We start from the raw sequence: 14235 nt of genomic DNA, 5'->3' as shown, positions 1-14235 counted from the left end.
CCGCGCGGCGTCCGGCGGCTACGGTGACCGGTGTGACCGCAGCGGAACAGGTCGTGGCGCGACCGCCCAAGCCCCCGCGCGTGCTGCGCTGGCTGGTGCTGATGCTGGTGACCTGGCTGGTGACGGGCGTGTACGCCGTCATCGCCCTGGAGTGGGCGATCTGGAGCGGGGCGCTGGGTCTGGGCACCGTGGCGGTGGAGCGGACCGCGCGGGTCGAGCTGGAGACCGGCGACCGGTTCGGCTTGACCACGGCGCACGAGGACGGTTTCGTCACCTGCGAGGTGATCCCGGATTCGGGACAGGCCCGCTCCCTCTTCACCTACGCCCCGCACACCACCAGCCTGCGCAGCGCGCGCCTGCCGGACCCGGAGCGCGCCTGGTTCAGCGGCGGCGCCGAGGTCCGCTGCACCCACCCGGCCGTGGTCCTGCTCCCGGAGCGCTACTCCGAGACGGGGATCCACGCGATGGGCTGGCTGTTCGGCGCCTCGGGCGTGCTCTTCCTGGTCGTCGTGGTCCAGCTCTCCCGCCGCGTCACGTACTCCAACCGGAGAACGGCGCAGCTGCACGGGCGGTCGTGAGCGACCGCTCCGATGCCCCGAATCGGCCCCAGCGCCGCCGAGCCGTCCGCTACTGTTCGGTGCGACCGAAGCACCGTAGGCCGAATGGGGGAGTCCGTGAGCGGGGCGTCCGAGCGCATCCAGGAGATGATGCGCAAGTTCGAGGAGCAGGCCGCCAAGGCCGGTGAGCTGCAGGAAGCGATGCAGGGCTTGCAGGGCACGGCGAGCAGCCCGGACCGGTCGGTGACGGTGACCGTCGCCCCGTCGGGTGCGCTGCTCGACCTGCGGCTGACCCCCGGCGCCGTCCGGCACTCGGCCGCCGAGCTCCAGCAGACCATCATGGCCACCGTCCGGGAGGCCACCGCGAACGCGGCCGAACAGCTCAACGAGACCGTCGCCCCGATCCTGGGCGACCGGTTCGACCAGTTCCAGCAGGCGTTCAACGTCGAAGGCGTCGCGATCAAGCCGCCACCGGCCGACGACCAGGACGACCCCGCCCCGGAGCCGCCGCCCGCGGCCCCGCAGCCCGGACCGGCCGCCGCACCCCCGCGACCCAAGCCGGACGCCGACCCCGAGGACGACGACTTCTCCGACGAGTCCTTCCTGCGCTGATCCACCGGAAACCGACGCCCCCGCGGTGGCCGAAGTGACATGGTGCCCCGTGGCGGAGCGCGCACGACCGGTGGCAGCACGATGGTTCGCGGGAGGCAGGGGATGACGGCACCGACGGGCCCGGGGGATTTCCAGGCGCTCAACGAGGGTGACGGCGAGTCGAAGAACTGGTTCGAGCAGGCGGCGGGGCGCGGCTCGTCGGCGGTCGGCGCGGCGCAGGACCTCGCCGACGCCTCCTCGCCCCCGGAGTGGGGCGCGGCGGTGGTCTCGGCCCGGATGGAGCAGCTCGAACTGCTGTCCAGCCCTGGGCAATCGTTGATGAGCAACGGGCTCGGCTTCCTGGTGTCGATCGTCCTGAGCCCGCTCATCGAGATCGCCGAGTACGCGATTGGCGATCCGGAGCAGATGCGCTCCACCGGCGAGGGCTGGGAGCAGGTGGCCACCTGGCTCGACGAGGTCGGCGAGCAGGAGAAGCGGCGTGCCGAGGCCACCGCGGCGGGCTGGCAGGGCGCCGATGGCGACGCGTTCCGCAAGCAGATGACCGAGTTCGGCGACGGCGTCACCGCGCTGGCAGCCGACGTCCGGGACCTCAAGGGCACCCTGGACATGATCGCCGACATCTTCGACATGTTCGTCGAGTTCGTCATCCAGATCATCACCGAGCTGGTCATCGGCCTCATCGTGCAGTGGCTCGCCGCCCTCGCCGCGTCCTGGATCACCGCAGGCGCCTCGGTCGCCACCGCAGGTACCACCACGACCGTCCAGGTCGGTTCCACCGGGATGCGCATCACATCGCGCCTCGCCAAGCTCCAAGGGCAGCTCGCCAAGCTTCTCCGGCGCTTGGAGGACCTGTTGAAGAGCATCCGCGGGCCGCTGAACGCCCTGCTGGACCGGGCGGGTTCCGTTCCGGGTGGCCGGATGTTGGTGAACCAGCTCGGGAAGAGGAACCCGGCGTTCAGGGTCGTCAACCAGTTCGACTCGAACACCTTGGCCTCGACGACGAGCAACGTCTTCATGCGCGGCACGACCGGGGAAGGCGCACTGGCCGCCAACATCGGAGAGCAGGTGCTCAAGGGGGCCATCGGTGGCGAGACCAGCCTCGGTCGGGCCGCCGTCACCGCGGCGACCGACACAGCCACCGGTGCGGCCATCGAGCACGGGGCTTCGACGATCTACGACAACGGTCGAGGTGCCATCCAAGGCGACCTGTCAGCGGAGGAAAGGCAGTCGGCGCAGGAGAAGGGGTTCGAATGAGCAGCGGAGCGGGGCTGAGCTGACGTGGCGCGGCATCTCGGTGGGACGCTGGCGCTGCGACAGCACTGGTGTCGTCCGGACGAAGTGATCCGGTTGGTGGCCGCGTTCCGGGGCAGCGGCGTGCGGTTCGACGTCCCCGGGCTGTCGTGGGAAGGCCGCACCGGTGGTCGGGCCGCAGCGGAGGGCATCGAGCGCGGCATGATTGCCGCTGACCAGTTGATCAGCGGTTCGTGGGAGATCGCGGGCGCGAGTCCTCCGCGCATCGTCTACTTCGGGCCAGGGGTGCGGAGCCAGGTGCTCGCCGCAGCGGGGATGGAACGCGACAGCGCGGCCGAGCTGATGTGGGTGCTCACGTCGCAGCGCACGGCCCTGTTGCGGCGTCGACCAGAGTCGGTGGCCGAGGACGGCGGTGGGTTGTGGGACCGGGCCCGCCGTTTCGGCGCCGGGGTCCGCGGCTTCTCCCGAGAGGTGGTGGACGTCGTCCGCGACGACCGGCTCGGCGGTCATCCCGCCGGGGCGCCTGTCCCGCTCGCGGCGGTCGACGAGCTGGCGCAGCTCACCGGTGCCACCGTGGTCGGCCTGTCCCGTCGCCGGTTGCCGAGCGAGCACGGCGAGCGGGACTCCGCCGCGCTGCGGATCGGACTCGACGACCGGTCGGGTTTCGACATCATCGCTCCGACCGACGACGACGCCCACCGGCTCCATGCGCTGGCCACCGGGCAGAAGTAGGAAGAACCGTGCTCAAGGACCCGTTCGCCCTCGACGAGATCGCCGCGCGCACCTGGTGCCGTCCAGGCGAGGAACTGCTGTGGCGGATCGGTCCGCGCCGAGGTCACGTGGCTTCGGACATCGCCGGTCGACGATCCGCTCCGCACCACGCCGGGGACCGGATCGCCGCGCCGCGGCTCGAGGCGCCGGACTGGCCCGTACCCAGCGAGCCGGTCGGGGAGGGGCGTTACCACGGCGACGAGTGGGCGCACGATCCGTCGATCTGGGCGCAGGCCCGGGCTGGTGATCCGCGTGCCGCGGCGGCCCGCTGTGCCGATGGACTGGCTGCTGGACAGGCCGACGCCTGGTTGGTGCTGTCCGCGCAGCGCTTGGCCGTCGTGGTCGCCGAGTCCCACGCTCCCGAACCCGCGGCCGGCGGCTGGCTAGCCCGTGCCAAGTCGTTCGCCGAGAACGCGGTCCCGGGGTCCCGAACCGAGGACGTCGCCCTCACCACGCTGTGGGAGATTCCAGGGAGTTCAATCCACCACTTCGACGCGGTGCCCGCCGGACGCGAGATCGAGCCCCAGTGGTTCGGCCTGATCGCCTTCCACGACGGATCGGTGCTCATGGTCCGGGTGGACGGCAAGGTCGCAGCGGAATCCGTGGTGAGCGCCGGGGCAGGTGTGTTCGCCCCATGACGGCGGCGCGGTTCGTGCCCGTGGCGCCGCGCGGTGCTGCCGCTGGACGTGCTCATCGCGGCTGAGCCCTGGTGGACGGCCGGTCCGCCGACCCATCGCCTTCGTCGGGCTGCTCGGCTTCGCCATCGCGGTCCTGCTCCTCGGCTGAGCGGGTCGCGCCGCGCTGACGGCTGAACCCCGGCGTCACCCTTTCGTCATCTTCGCGAGTCCGGCAAACCGCCCCGCCCGTGGTGTGACGCACGCTATGTTGTGCGTCGACGGTATCCGATCAGCCACTGCGGGTGATCAACGGTGGCGCGCGGACGAGGGGAGTTCAGCGGTGGGTGCGCCTGAGGGGGAGAACCAGGTCGAACTGGACGCGATCGACCAGGCACGGATCGACAGCGCCATGGCGCCCGATGCCTCGGACGCCTTCCTGGGCGGGATGCTGGAGAACGTCGCCCAGGTCGGGCGGATCATGGCCGGTGCGGCGCGCAAGGCCGAGCTCGCCAGCGCGATCAACGCCGGTTCGGCGATGCGGGTGGAACCGGACCAGGTCGACGAGCTGGCGCGCTTCTTCGAGTCCAAGGCCACGGAGATGAACGACCGCTCCTACGACGTGCAGATGCTCGCCTACGTCTCCGCGCCGGGAACGGACCCGGTCAGCTCCCAGGTCGTCGACGCCTACGGGAAGGTCGGCGCCGGGGACAGCAACGCGTACTACGAGAACTACATCAAGCTCGCCGAGGTGTTCACCAACACGGCTGCCAACCTGCGGGCGAGCGCGGCGCAGGTCCGGACGAACGACCAAGACGCCGCGGACAGCTTGGGAGGCAATCTTGCGCAGTAGTCTGGCCGTCAGCGCGGTGCTCGCCGGTGTTCTGCTCGCGGGGTGCGGTTCGGGCGCCGACGGGGCCCTGCCGGAGCAGACCGGCACACCGGCGCCGGAGCCCACCGCCGAGGAACCGGCCCGCACGGCTCCGGCGAAGTCGGTGGCCGTGGCGGACCAGTGTTCGCTGCTGACCCCCGAGCAGCTCAGCGCCTTGGGATTCGACCAGCAGCCCCGCGCGCGCGAATCGCAGGGCGTTCCCGGGTGCCAGTTCGAGGCGGGCGAGCCGGGTTCGCCGGGGTGGGGCGCCTTCGTCGCCGCCGATCAGCGGACCATGCAGGACTTCCTCGCCGCCGGGCGGGGAGCTGTCCAGGGCGATCTCGGGGGGTACCCGACCGCCCAGGTCGACAACGGTTCCGGCTGCTTGCTGTCGATCGACGTCTCCGACTCGGGTTCGCTGTTCGTCAACGCCATCGTCCGCCCCGGGGCCGATCCCGAGGTGGGCAGCGGATGCGATGCCGCGACGCGCGTCGCGGAGGCGGCGATCGCCAACCTTCCCAATGCTTGAGGGGGCATCGGATGACCACTCCGAGAGACATCGAACCCACGCAGTTCGACGGGGTTTCGCTGGCCCAGATGCGGGGCTGGGTGCAGAACGGCTCACCGCAGGGCCTGTACGACAAGGCCGACCAGTGGAAGAAGGAGGACGAATACCTCCGCGAAGTCGCTTCGCAGGTCAGCGAGAAGCTGAAGCAGGTCGGGGCCGTGATGCAGTCCCGGTCCGGTGAGGCGATGCAGGACGCCGCCATGCCGGTGGTGCTGTGGACGGAGGTCGCGGCCGACAACGCCCAGGCGCAGTCGCTGCGGATGCAGGACCAGGGCGAGGCGTTCTCGAAGGTGCAGTCGTCGATCCCGAAGGCGGGCGAGGAGCAGGCCGTCCCGGACGACATGTGGATCGAGGAGACCTGGGACACCATGTGGACCGGCTCCACCGACGCCGAGGACGCCAAGGCGCACAACGAGAAGCTGCGCCAGGAGGCGGTGACGGCGTTCAACGCCTACGACAACGCCTCGCAGAGCAACGTCGCGGCGAGCGCGGTGTTCACCCCGCCGCCGCAGGGCGGCGCCAGCGTCGCGGTCGAGGGCGGGCAGCACCAGCAGGTCGGCCAGCTGCACCAGGCGCCCGCGCAGACCGGCAGCCAGTGGGCCGGTCCGGGTGGCGGTACCGGGACCGGACCGGGTGCCGGCCCGGGACCGACCCCCGGCTCGCCCGGTTCCCCGGGCACGCCCGGCGGACCTGGGGTCCCGCTGCCGGGTCGGCCGGATCCCACCAGGCCGGAGTGGAACACGCCTCGGCCGCCGACTCCCGGTCCGGACGGGCGCACTCCCGGTCCCGGCCCGGGGTCGCCCGGCGGTCCGGGCTCGCCCGGGTACGTCGGCCCGGGCGGCCGCGGTGGCTCCGGCAGGTCCGCCGGTGGTGCCGGTGCCGGGCGTCCCGGTGCGGGGTCCGGGGCCGGTGGCGGTCGCGGGGGCGCCGGTGGCGGTCTCGGCGCGCGCGGGGGTGCGGGTGCCGGTGGCGCCGGCGCCGGGCGCGCTCCGCTCGGGCCCGGCGGGGCCAGCGGGGTCGGCGGGTCGGCCGGGGCCGGAGCGACCGGCGGGACCGGCTCGTCCGGCGGTGCCGGGGGCGCGGGTGGTCGCGGTGGTGCCGGGATGGCCGGTGCCGGTGCGCGTCCGCAGGGCCGGCAGGGCGAGGAGGACCAGGAGCACGAGACCCCCGAGTACCTGAAGGGCGACCACGGCTTCTTCGACGAGGAGATGCCGAAGGTGGCCCCGCCGGTGTTCGGGGATTGGGAGCAGCGCTGATCGAGGTGTGGTGATCGCGGGCGGCATCGGTTGTCCGGTGCCGCCCGCGCTTGTCGACTGGGGAGCATCCGTGAAACTCGAACTGTCGGAACAGGCATTCCACCAGGCGTGGAAGCACTTCGGGCTGGGGACGAAGCCGTTGGTGCTCAACGTGCTCCCGGAGGGCGTGCTGCAGGGCGAGCGCCGCGCCGCCGAGCAGCGGGCCTGGGAGGAGCTGCGCCGCGCCGGCTTCGGCGACGAGGTGCGGGAGGACGACGTGCACGGCGTCCTGCTGCCGCTGCACCGCTACGAGCAGGCCTTCGACCTCACCTTCCGGGAGAGCGCGCCGTCGGGGGAGCAGCGCGCGATGACCGGGCTGGTGGCCGTCGCGCGGACCCGCGCCACCCTGGCGGTGCGGGCCGACGGCGGTGTCCGGCTGGCCGCGGTGCCCGCGGACTCGGCGGTGCGCGCGTTGCTCGGCGTGCTGCCCGAGGTGCGACCGGGGCCCGGGCGGGGCGTGTCGGTGCGCAGCGCGGCGGTGGAGCACGCGGCCTCCCAGGCGGGCTCGGACGACCGCGCGATGACCGAGGGCCTGACCAGGATGGGCGTGCGCCGCGAGGACGCGCGGTCCCTGGTGGCGATGGCGGGAGGTCCGCGCCTGGCGTTCGCGCAGGTCGGGGCGGCGGTGATGGACGGCGGCGGCAAGCGGCAGCGGGCGCCGATGGTGACCCACTGCTTCGCCAACGCCCGGGGCTGGTACCTGTTCGAGAACAGCACCCGCAGCGGCGAGGCGTGGACCACCATCGCGCCGATCGACAAGCAGCGGATGGCCGGCCGGGTGCAGGACCTGCTCAAGACCCTCCCGCGGTAGTCGTGGACCACCCGGGGTTCCGTGATGCGGAAGGTCGGCGAGTTCTTGATCACTTCGCCGGTGCGAGACATTTCACCCCGTCGTGACCTGCGAGGATGACACCGGCGTGGCTCAACGACCGGAAATCGGACACATTCGAAGAACTTTGGCCGAGATTGGTGCACTTCAGCGGCTTTGTTGATAGGACTGGCAGCGGCCCCGCGCTCGTGCACCCCTTGTACGGGCGCTTCCCGAAGGGCCTGCGCGGCGGTGCGGGTGAATCCCGCTCACGAAAACCGGACCCCGTTGGGGGGCCGTCGGGCCGAGTCGGTACCGTCGCCGCACCGATCAAGAGAAACCCCACATCACGGAGGACATGGTGGCCCTTCCCCAGCTGACCGAGGAGCAGCGGGCAGCAGCTCTGGAAAAGGCGGCTGCCGCCCGTCGCGCCCGAGCTGAGCTCAAGGAGCGCCTCAAGCGAGGTGGAACCACGCTGGCGGAGGTCCTGGACACCGCCGACAAGGACGAGGTCTTCGGCAAGATGAAGGTCTCGGCCCTGCTGGAAGCCCTCCCCGGCGTTGGCAAGGTGCGGGCGCAGCAGATCATGGAGCGCTTGGAGATCGCCAACAGCCGTCGGCTGCGCGGGCTGGGTGAGCGTCAGCGCAAGGCGCTGCTCGCCGAGTTCAGCGGCGAGTGATCGACGCACGAGCCGGCGCTGAGCCGAGGCAGGCCTCCGTGGCCGAGCCTCGGCTCACCGTCGTTTCCGGGCCTTCCGGCGTCGGCAAGTCCAGCGTCCTCGCCGAGGTGCGCGCGCGGGCGCCCGAGGTGTACTTCAGCGTCTCGATGACCACCCGCGCCCCGCGCGCCGGTGAGGTCGACGGCGTGCACTACCACTTCGTCAGCGCCGAGGAGTTCGAGCGCAAGATCGCCGCGGGGGAGATGCTGGAGCACGCCCGGTACGCGGGCAACCGCTACGGCACGCCGCGCGAGCCGGTGGAGCGGGCGCTGGCCGAGGGGCTGCCCGCGCTGCTGGAGATCGAACTGCAAGGCGCCCGGCAGGTCCGCGCGAGCATGCCCGAGGCGCAGCTGGTCATGCTGCTCCCGCCGTCCTGGGACGAGCTGGTGGAGCGGCTGACCGGTCGCGGGACCGAGGATCCCGAGGTGCTGCGGGCGCGGCTGGCCACGGCGCGGGCCGAACTGGCGGCTGAGCCGGAGTTCGACGTGGCCGTGGTCAACTCCGACGTGCGGAGCGCGGCCGAGGAATTGGTAGGATTGATTCTCGGTTCCCAGCGGTGAGCCGACGCGGGCCCGAGCGGCCGACCGCGTCGGTCGGCCCTAGGGGCTCGCGGCACCGCCGCACCGGAACAGTCATCCACAGGAGCAGGAGCCACCCACGTGAGCACCCCCAGCGCGCTGGCTGCGCTCAACAGCAGCCCGTCGACGAACACCACCGAGGGCATCACCTACCCGCCGATCGACGACCTGCTGGAGCAGGTCAGCTCGAAGTACGCCCTGGTCATCTACTCGGCCAAGCGCGCGCGGCAGATCAACGACTACTACGCGCAGCTCGGTGAGGGCCTGCTGGAGTACGTCGGCCCCCTGGTGGAGCCGGGTCCGCGGGAGAAGCCGCTCTCGATCGCGCTCCGCGAGATCCACGCGGGCGTGCTCGAGCACACCGAAGGCGAGTGACCTCCGGACGTCCCGAGGACCGCGCCGCGCCACCGCGGGTGGTCCTCGGCGTCGGTGGGGGTATCGCGGCCTTCAAGGCCTGCGAGGTGCTGCGCCGGTTGACCGAGTCCGGGCACGACGTCCGGGTGGTGCCGACCGACGCGGCGCTGAACTTCATCGGGGCCGCGACGTTCGAGGCCCTCTCCGGGCACCCGGTGCGCACCGGGGTCTTCTCCGACGTCGACGAGGTCCTGCACGTGCGGCTCGGCCAGGAGGCCGACCTGGTCGTGGTGGCCCCCGCGACGGCGGACCTCATCGCCCGGGCCGCCCACGGCCGGGCCGACGACCTGCTCACCTCGACGCTGCTGACGGCGCGCTGCCCGGTCCTGCTCGTCCCCGCGATGCACACCGAGATGTGGGAGCACCCGGCGACGCGGGACAACGTGGCGCTGCTGCGCTCGCGCGGCGTGGTGGTCGCCGAACCCGACCGGGGCAGGCTGACCGGCCCGGACACCGGCAAGGGCCGGATGCCCGAACCGCCCGAGATCGTCGACCTCGCCCGGCTGCTGCTCGCCGAGCGCACCGCGCTGCCCCGCGACCTGGAGGGCCGCCGGGTGGTGGTCTCGGCCGGGGGCACCCGCGAGCCGCTGGACCCGGTGCGCTACCTCGGCAACCGCTCCTCCGGTCGGCAGGGCTACGCGCTGGCCAGGGTGGCGGCGCACCGCGGCGCCGAGGTGGAGCTGCTGGCCGCGCACACCGCGGACCTGGTGCGCCCGGCGGGCGTCGAGCTGGTCCCGGTGGGTTCGGCGGCGGAGCTGCGGGACGCGGTGCTGACCCGCGCCGACGGCGCCGACGCGGTGGTGATGGCCGCCGCGGTCGCCGATTTCCGGCCGGTCGACCGGGCCGAGCACAAGATCAAGAAGACCGGCGCCGATCCGGAACCGGTGGCGCTGACCCGCAACCCGGACGTGCTCGCCGAGCTGGTGCGCACCCGCGACGCCGGGGAGGTCGACGTCCCGCTCATCGTGGGGTTCGCCGCCGAGACCGGTGACCCGGACACCTCGGTGCTCGACCACGGGCGGGCCAAGCTCGCCCGCAAGGGCTGCGAGCTGCTGGTGGTCAACGCCGTGGGCGACGGCCGCGCCTTCGAGGTCGAGGACAACGCGGGCTGGCTGCTGGGCGACGACGGGCAGGTGGCGCCGATCCCGTTCGGCGCCAAGTCGCTGCTGGCCGCCACAGTGTGGGACGCGGTGAGCGCCCGGCTGGGCCACCAGTAGGCTGTCCGCCCGGGTCCATCCGTCCGGATGGCCGCACGCACTTGCCGCCGTACACCTCAGGGAGAGCCGTGAGCCAGGATCCGCGCACCGGTCGCAGGTTGTTCACCAGCGAGTCGGTGACCGAAGGGCATCCGGACAAGATCTGCGACGCGATCAGCGACTCGATCCTGGACGCGCTGCTCGCCCAGGACCCGCGCTCCCGCGTGGCGGTGGAGACGCTGGTGACCACCGGTCAGGTGCACGTGGCCGGTGAGGTGACCACCGACGCCTACGCCGACATCCCGACGATCGTCCGGGAGAAGATCCTGGAGATCGGCTACGACTCCTCGGCGAAGGGCTTCGACGGCAACTCCTGCGGCGTCAACGTCGCGATCGGGTCGCAGTCGCCGGACATCGCGCAGGGCGTGGACACCGCGCACGAGTCGCGGGTCGAGGGCGTGATCGACGAGATCGCCTCGCAGGGCGCCGGTGACCAGGGCCTCATGTTCGGCTACGCCTGCGACGACACGCCGGAGTTCATGCCGCTGCCGATCGCGCTGGCGCACCGCCTGTCGCGGCGGCTGACCCGGGTCCGCAAGGACGGCGAGCTGCCGTACCTGCGCCCGGACGGCAAGACCCAGGTGACCATCGAGTACGCCGGTGACCAGCCGGTGCGGCTGGACACCGTGGTGCTGTCCACCCAGCACGCGGCCGACGTCGACCTCGACGCCGTGCTCGCCAACGACATCCGGCAGCACGTGATCGACCCCGAGGTCGGCGAGCTCGACCTGGACACCGGCGGGGTGCGCACGCTGGTGAACCCGACCGGCCGGTTCGTGGTCGGGGGCCCGATGGGTGACGCGGGTCTGACGGGGCGGAAGATCATCGTGGACACCTACGGCGGGATGGCGCGGCACGGTGGTGGCGCCTTCTCCGGCAAGGACCCGTCGAAGGTGGACCGGTCGGCGGCGTACGCGATGCGCTGGGTGGCCAAGAACGCGGTGGCCGCGGGGCTGGCGGGCCGGATCGAGGTGCAGGTCGCGTACGCGATCGGCAAGGCGGCTCCGGTGGGCCTGTTCGTGGAGACCTTCGGGACCGAGAACGTGGACCCGGTGAAGATCCAGGCGGCGATCAACGAGGTCTTCGACCTGCGCCCGGCGGCCATCATCCGCGATCTGGACCTGCTGCGGCCGATCTACGCGCCGACCGCGGCCTACGGCCACTTCGGCCGCGCCGACGTGGACCTGCCGTGGGAGCGCACCGACCGAGCCGAGGCCCTCAAGACGATCGCAGGCGCCTGAGGCCCGACGCCGGCTGGAACCAGGTGAGGGGCACCCTTGCCCAAGTAACTCGGACAAGGGTGCCCCTCACTCACGTCCCGAACGGGTGACGGCGGACGCGGTCCTGCCGGTGGCTCCGGAGGGCTCAGGCCGTGGCGAAGCCGATCTGCCGCCAGGCCTCGTAGACCGCGACGGCGGCGGAGTTGGCCAGGTTCATCGAGCGGATCCCGGCGCGCATCGGGATGCGCACCGGCTCGGTCGCGGCCTCGATCAGCTCCTCGGGCAGGCCCACCGATTCGGGACCGAACAGCAGCACGTCCCCGGCCCGGTACTGCACCGACTCGTAGGAGCGCTCGGCGCGGGCGGTGAAGGCGAAGATCCGCTCCGGGCGGATGGCCCGCCACGCCGACTCGACGTCCGGGTGGACGTGCAGCGCGGCGAGGTCGTGGTAGTCGAGCCCGGCGCGGCGCAGCTTGGCGTCCTCCACGGAGAAGCCCAGCGGTTCGACCAAGTGCAGCGCGCAACCGGAACCGGCCGCCATCCGGATCGCGTTGCCGGTGTTGCCGGGGATCTCGGGGCGGTAGAAGACGACGTGAAACACCCGGAATCCTGTCACAGCGCGGTCGCACCGGGGGCCTCGGGGCGCGTGCGCGCGGGGCGGTCGGCGGATTCTGGTAGAGAAGGGGCCATGGCAGCGGCACGGGGGCGGACCCCGCCCCAGGAGCGGACTTCGGCGCAGCGCCTGCCGGTGGCCCGCGTGCTGGTCGACGTGCCGCTGCCGGTGCACCTGGACCGCCCGTTCGACTACCTGGTGCCCGACCGGCTGGACGCCGACGCGGTGCCCGGCTGCCGGGTCCGGGTCCGGTTCCGGGGCAAGCTGGTGGACGGCTTCCTGCTCGAACGCCGCGAGACCTCGGACTTCGCCGGGGCGCTGTCCTGGCTCGAACGGGTGCCCTCGGCCGAACCGGTGCTCACCCCGGACCTGCTCGCGCTGGCGCGGGCGGTCGCCGCCCGCTACGGCGGGATGCTCGCCGACGTGGTCCGGCTGGTGGTGCCGCCGCGCGTGGCGAAGGCGGAGAAGTCCGTCGCGACCGAGCCGGGGCCCCCGCCGCCGCGCCCGGTGGGCGAGTGGTCGCGGTACCGGCACGGCGCGTCGTTCCTCGACGCCGTGCACGAGGGCCGGTCCGCCCGCGCGGTGTGGCAGGCGCTGCCCGGTGAGGACTGGCCGCGCCGGTTGGCCGAGCTCGCGGCCACCACGGCGGCGGCGGGCCGGGGCGCGCTGCTGGTCGTGCCCGATCACCGCGACCTGCGCCGCCTGCACGACGCGTGCGCGGACCTGCTCGGCGCCGACGGGGTGGTGGCGCTGGCCGGTGAGCTCGCCCCCGGGGAGCGCTACCGCCGCTGGCTGACCGCCCTGCGCGGCGGCACCCGGGTGGTCATCGGCACCCGGGCGGCGATGTTCGCGCCGGTGCCCGCGCTCGGGCTGGCGGTCGTCTGGGACGACGGCGACGATCTGCACAGCTACCCGCAGACCCCGTTCCCGCACACCCGCGACGTGCTCGTCCAGCGCGTGCACGCCGCCGGGGCCGCCCTGGTCGTCGGCGGTTTCGCCCGGACCGCGGAGGCCGCGCTGCTGGTGGAGTCGGGCTGGGCGCACGAGGTGGTCGCCGACCGGGAGGTGGTGCGCGGGGCCGCGCCCCGGGTGACCGCGATCGGGGAGGACTGGCAGCTCGCGCGGGACGAGGCGGCCCGCGCGGCCCGGTTGCCGTCGATGGCCTTCGAGGCGGCGCGCGGTGCCCTGGGGGCGGACGCCCCGGTGCTGGTGCAGGTCCCCCGGCGCGGCTACGTGCCCGCGCTGGCCTGCGGGGACTGCCGGGAACAGGCCCGGTGCCGCCGCTGCGCGGGACCGCTGGCGCTGCCCGGCGGGACCGACGGCGACGGTCCCCGCCCGGCGGCGTGCCGGTGGTGCGGTGCGGCGGAGGCGGCGTTCCGCTGCCCGTCCTGCGGATCGCGGCGGTTGCGCGCGGTCGCCGTCGGCCACGGCCGCACCGCCGAGGAGCTCGGCCGGGCGTTCAGCGGCGTGCCGGTGCGGACCTCCGGTGCCGGTGAGGTGCTGTCCTCGGTGCCCGCCCGGCCGGCGCTGATCGTGGCGACGCCGGGGGCCGAACCGGTCGCCGAGGGCGGCTACGGCGCGGCGCTGCTGCTCGACGGGCGGACCCTGCTGGCCCGGCCGGAGCTGCGGGCGGCCGAGGCGGCGCTGCGGTTGTGGTTCACCGCCGCCGCGCTGGTGCGCCCGGCCCGGGAGGGCGGTCGGGTGATCGTCATGGCCGATTCGGAGTTGCAGCCGGTGCAGGCGCTGATCCGCTGGGACCCGGGCTGGTTCGCGGGCCTGGAACTGGCCGAACGCGCGGAGCTGGGATTCCCGCCCGCGCGGCGGGTCGCCGCGGTCGACGGCACCCCGGAGGCCATCGAGTCGCTGCTCGACGTCGCCGACCTGCCCGCCTCGGCGGAGGTGCTGGGGCCGGTGCCGCTGGGCGAACCGGACGAGGACGGTGCCACCGAGCGGGAACGGCTCCTGGTCCGGGTCGACCGCGGGGAGGGCCGCGCCCTGGCCCGGTCGCTGCACGACGCCCAGGCGGTCCGCGCCGCCCGGAAGGCGGCGGAGCTGCAGGTGCGCCTGGACCCGCTGGAGATGCTGTGAC

16 protein-coding genes are annotated in these 14235 nt (G+C 73.2%); 15 read left to right on the top strand and 1 reads right to left on the bottom strand.

All coding sequences use genetic code 11. The features are described 5' to 3' along the window. Positions 1-32 precede the first annotated feature (32 nt). The 14 genes from ABD976_RS12435 (at position 33) to metK (ending at position 11554) form a co-directional block, all read left to right on the top strand. Positions 33-578: a hypothetical protein gene (locus ABD976_RS12435; protein ID WP_345362177.1), complete on the top strand. Its 546-nt coding sequence runs from the start codon at positions 33-35 to the stop codon at positions 576-578. A gap of 84 nt (positions 579-662) precedes the next feature. Then, complete coding sequence (locus ABD976_RS12430) at positions 663-1169, top strand: YbaB/EbfC family nucleoid-associated protein (protein WP_345362174.1); 507 nt, start codon at positions 663-665, stop codon at positions 1167-1169. Positions 1170-1271: 102 nt separating this feature from the next. Next, positions 1272-2423, top strand: a complete 1152-nt coding sequence (locus tag ABD976_RS12425; protein WP_345362171.1) for a WXG100 family type VII secretion target — start codon at positions 1272-1274, stop codon at positions 2421-2423. Positions 2424-2447: 24 nt separating this feature from the next. Beyond that, positions 2448-3152: a hypothetical protein gene (locus ABD976_RS12420; RefSeq protein ID WP_345362168.1), complete on the top strand. Its 705-nt coding sequence runs from the start codon at positions 2448-2450 to the stop codon at positions 3150-3152. 8 nt (positions 3153-3160) lie between these two features. After that, positions 3161-3829: a hypothetical protein gene (locus tag ABD976_RS12415; protein ID WP_345362165.1), complete on the top strand. Its 669-nt coding sequence runs from the start codon at positions 3161-3163 to the stop codon at positions 3827-3829. A 319-nt stretch (positions 3830-4148) separates the two neighbouring features. After that, a complete protein-coding gene (locus tag ABD976_RS12410) occupies positions 4149-4658 on the top strand; it encodes a hypothetical protein (RefSeq protein WP_345362162.1) in 510 nt (169 codons plus the stop codon). Then, on the top strand, positions 4648-5205 hold the full coding sequence (locus ABD976_RS12405; RefSeq protein WP_345362159.1) for a DUF3558 domain-containing protein: 558 nt from the start codon (positions 4648-4650) through the stop codon (positions 5203-5205). Before ABD976_RS12410 ends, ABD976_RS12405 begins: the two co-directional genes overlap by 11 nt. An 11-nt stretch (positions 5206-5216) precedes the next feature. Next, positions 5217-6500: a hypothetical protein gene (locus tag ABD976_RS12400; RefSeq protein WP_345362156.1), complete on the top strand. Its 1284-nt coding sequence runs from the start codon at positions 5217-5219 to the stop codon at positions 6498-6500. 70 nt (positions 6501-6570) lie between these two features. Beyond that, on the top strand, positions 6571-7350 hold the full coding sequence (locus tag ABD976_RS12395) for an ESX secretion-associated protein EspG (protein WP_345362153.1): 780 nt from the start codon (positions 6571-6573) through the stop codon (positions 7348-7350). A gap of 358 nt (positions 7351-7708) precedes the next feature. Beyond that, complete coding sequence (gene mihF, locus ABD976_RS12390; protein WP_345362554.1) at positions 7709-8026, top strand: integration host factor, actinobacterial type; 318 nt, start codon at positions 7709-7711, stop codon at positions 8024-8026. Beyond that, positions 8023-8625 (top strand): guanylate kinase, encoded by a 603-nt coding sequence (gene gmk, locus ABD976_RS12385; protein WP_369774586.1) that lies wholly within the window; start codon positions 8023-8025, stop codon positions 8623-8625. Before mihF ends, gmk begins: the two co-directional genes overlap by 4 nt. Positions 8626-8724: 99 nt before the next feature. Further along, a complete protein-coding gene (gene rpoZ, locus ABD976_RS12380) occupies positions 8725-9018 on the top strand; it encodes a DNA-directed RNA polymerase subunit omega (RefSeq protein ID WP_345362146.1) in 294 nt (97 codons plus the stop codon). Then, the gene (coaBC, locus tag ABD976_RS12375; RefSeq protein WP_345362143.1) at positions 9015-10274 is read left to right on the top strand and encodes a bifunctional phosphopantothenoylcysteine decarboxylase/phosphopantothenate--cysteine ligase CoaBC; all 1260 of its coding nucleotides are present in this window, start codon (positions 9015-9017) and stop codon (positions 10272-10274) included. The genes rpoZ and coaBC overlap by 4 nt, the downstream gene beginning before the upstream one ends. Positions 10275-10342: 68 nt before the next feature. Continuing rightward, positions 10343-11554 (top strand): methionine adenosyltransferase, encoded by a 1212-nt coding sequence (metK, locus tag ABD976_RS12370; RefSeq protein WP_345362140.1) that lies wholly within the window; start codon positions 10343-10345, stop codon positions 11552-11554. A gap of 124 nt (positions 11555-11678) precedes the next feature. Here metK and ABD976_RS12365 read toward each other — a convergent pair whose 3' ends face one another. Next, positions 11679-12134 carry a tRNA (cytidine(34)-2'-O)-methyltransferase gene (locus ABD976_RS12365; protein ID WP_345362137.1) on the bottom strand — a complete coding sequence of 152 codons (456 nt, stop codon included), beginning with the start codon at positions 12132-12134 and terminating at the stop codon, positions 11679-11681. Between the two features lie 87 nt (positions 12135-12221). Between ABD976_RS12365 and ABD976_RS12360 the strand changes: the two genes are divergently transcribed. Beyond that, positions 12222-14234, top strand: coding sequence for a primosomal protein N' (locus ABD976_RS12360; RefSeq protein ID WP_345362134.1), 2013 nt, complete (start codon positions 12222-12224; stop codon positions 14232-14234). Position 14235: the final 1 nt, after the last annotated feature.

It is taken from the genome of Saccharopolyspora cebuensis (assembly GCF_039542665.1).
GTDB lineage: Bacteria > Actinomycetota > Actinomycetes > Mycobacteriales > Pseudonocardiaceae > Saccharopolyspora > Saccharopolyspora cebuensis.
Note: the sequence above shows the minus strand (reverse complement) of the source record. Positions and strands in the feature narration are given on the sequence as shown.